Raw genomic sequence first — 2,986 nt, 5'->3', positions numbered from 1 at the left:
GAAGGTAAAACAATTGATGATGCTGAAGAGGAAACTTATTCTTGGTTTTGTGTAAATGAAGACGGTATTCAATGTAGAGTAAAACTAATGAAAAGGTTTTATGAAGATGGTGATTTTTATAATCAGCTATACATCAATTTTAAAGATGTTCAATATGTTTATAATATTTATAAAATTGGTTAAAATTTTCACATACAATTTTGAATGTACTCTATAAGTATTCGAACTAATTTGTACTTTTCAATAAAGAGTAGTTAGTTTATAATTTAAAGTTAAATGATTTTTTTTGAGGATTTGTTAATTTATTTGATGTTCTAAATTTAAAATTTCTAATCCTTTTAATGAAACCAAGCGATGTAAAAAAAGATGATTTAAAAACCCTATTGCTTGCTGTTGATCAAGGTTAGAATTTGTACTTAAATAGTTAATAAATATGATATTTAAAATAGTATCATATGATTTGCTTAACTCATCTTCGTTCAAATTTTTTTTATAAATATTTTCTCTTTTTCCTTGTTTAATATTTTCACTTATAAATGGTAAAATAACAGCCTTTTTTATTTTCAATAATTGAATATAAATAGTAGGATAATATTTTTTTAATTCCTTAATAATAATTGGTGATGCACTGTTGAACAAGGAATTAATAAATTCAAAAAACATATTTAAACTAATTATGGCATTTGAATATTTTTCTGGAAATGCTTTTAATGTGTTTTTAATTTTATGTTCTTGAATTTCAATAATATATAGCAATAAATCGTTTTTATTTTCAAAATATTTATAAATCGTTTTTTTTGAAATTCCACATTTAGTTGCAATATCATCCATTGTTATATGTTGTACGCCGTATGATAGAAATAATTCTGTGGATTTTTCTATGATAAATACTTTTTTATTTTTCATATTCAATGGCTTTTCACAAAAAACTACAAACTACTGTTTTAATATAATTTTAATTAAAATTGAGTTTCACCAATGGCAAGTAAATAGTTGGCAATTGTTATTTTATAGGTTGTTTTTGAATCAATAAAAGCATCTTTTGCTTCTTGAGAAATGGCTCTTGCTTCTAATAAATCTGACAAACTTGTAATACCGGCATCGTAATTATCTTCCATTTCTTTTTGATATTCTACAGCTTGATTTACGGATGTTTGCGCAATTTCAATTTGTTTATAGGCTTCCATTAAATCTCTAAAAGTTTTAGACATTTGCAATTGCAATAATTCAGAATTTTGTGCTAAATTATTTTTAGCAATATCTATTTTAATTTTATGTTCTTGCTTTTTGTAAATTCCACCCCACCAATTTGAAATAGGAATAGATACCGTTGCAAAAGCCAATCCATAAGTATTATCCTGATCAATCATATCTAAATACATTCCACCAACACCTACAGCCAATTGTGGTAATAATTCACCATTTGTCATTTTCTTTTGCAATTCTTCCGCTTCAACGGCTTTGTTGAGCATTTTAAATTCTTCTCTGTTTTTTAATGCTACACCTGTTTCTGCATAATAATTTTGAGGAGGTAGTATTGTTGTTAAAGAATCTTTTACATTAAAGTTTTCAGTATATGGTTTTCCTAAATGTTGAGAAAATGCCATTTTTAAAATTTCGGTTCCGTTGGTAAGTTTTAATTTATTACCTTCAATTTTATTTAATTCTAATTGAACTTTTAATAAATCACTTTTTTTAACTAAGCCAGCATCATAAAAATCACCAACTTCTTTTTGCAATTCTTTCAAAAGCTTTTCATAGTTTTTAAGTGTTATTATTTTTTCATTTAAGGCAACTAAATTCCAATAATAGTCTTCTGTAGTTACTAATATTTCTGATTTGGTTAAATTGTATTGAGATTGGGTAACCTCTCCATTTAATTCTGCCAATTTATTTCCAATTCTAATTCTACCACCAGCATACAAAGGTTGCACTGCGGTAACCATTGCTGTATTGGCGTAATCTAAAGTTTGAATACTAATTGGTGGAACATATGCAAATTGAGTAGCCGTACTTAAATTAGCAAGATTTCCATCGTACACCGGTAAATCCATTGCATCTGTTTTTATATCTAAAAAATCTTTAGACGATTTAAATGCGGTTGCCGAGGCACTTATTGTTGGAAAATAATTTGTAAACGCATTCTTTTTTATTTTTTCAGAAGCATCTAATTTTAGTTGCGATTTTTTTAAAACTTTATTGTTTTCCAAAGCAAGTTCCTTACACTCCTGCAATGTAAGTGTTTGGGAAATAGATGTAACACTTATAAATAATAATATAACTACAATATTTAATTTTTTCATTGTATTCTTATTTCAAAAAATTATTAATTAACATTTAATGCTTTTGCGGCTTTTTTATCTTCGGCAGTACCAACAGATTTCCAATACAATACAGGTAAAACTAATAAAGTTAGAACCATACCTGTAAGCAAGCCGAAACATATAATTGTTCCTAAAGGTCCCCACAATGAAGAACCACTCAAGATCATTGGTATTACACCAACAGCAGCTGCTAAAGAAGTTAGAAAAATAGGACGCATTCTACGTTTACCTGCAGCTAAACCAGCTTCTTTGTACGACATATTTTGAGAATGTACCAAGAAACTTGCGTAATCTATAAGTATAATTCCGTTTCTAACCACAATACCTACAAGCCCCATTACACCTATAAAAGCCGTAAAACTAAAAGGATAATTCATTAACCATAATCCTAAGCCAGCACCAAAAATACTTAATAGCATTGTTGACATTATTAATAGTGCTTTGCGTACAGTTTTAAATTGAAACATTAGAATAAAGAATATAAAAATGACACTTACCCCTAATGAAATTGACATTGGAACAAAGTTTTCAATTGTTGCTTCATAGTCTCCTCCATAAGAAATGGAAGTTCCTTCTGGTAATTCTAGTGCATCAATTAAAGGTTTTATATCGCCAAAAATAGTATTTGCTACTGCGCCTCTTTCTAAATCTGCCATTATTGT

The 2,986-nt window shown here is 27.8% G+C and carries 3 protein-coding genes and 1 pseudogene; 1 reads left to right on the top strand and 3 read right to left on the bottom strand.

Translation table 11 applies throughout. The features are described 5' to 3' along the window. A pseudogene (locus tag ABY298_RS15765) lies at window positions 1-183 on the top strand (hypothetical protein); the annotation flags it as partial. Between the two features lie 114 nt (window positions 184-297). Here ABY298_RS15765 and ABY298_RS15760 read toward each other — a convergent pair. From ABY298_RS15760 to ABY298_RS15750, 3 genes are all read right to left on the bottom strand, one after another. After that, window positions 298-906, bottom strand: a complete 609-nt coding sequence (locus ABY298_RS15760; RefSeq protein ID WP_372747001.1) for a TetR/AcrR family transcriptional regulator — start codon at window positions 904-906, stop codon at window positions 298-300. Window positions 907-959: 53 nt separating this feature from the next. Beyond that, window positions 960-2,303, bottom strand: coding sequence for a TolC family protein (locus ABY298_RS15755; RefSeq protein ID WP_372747000.1), 1,344 nt, complete (start codon window positions 2,301-2,303; stop codon window positions 960-962). Between the two features lie 23 nt (window positions 2,304-2,326). Then, the coding region (locus ABY298_RS15750) for an efflux RND transporter permease subunit (RefSeq protein ID WP_372746999.1) at window positions 2,327-2,986 on the bottom strand (660 nt) is incomplete at its 5' end.

The sequence above is a fragment of the Lutibacter sp. genome (genome assembly GCF_041596795.1).
Classification (GTDB): domain Bacteria; phylum Bacteroidota; class Bacteroidia; order Flavobacteriales; family Flavobacteriaceae; genus Lutibacter.
This window is presented reverse-complemented; position numbering and strand designations above follow the sequence as displayed.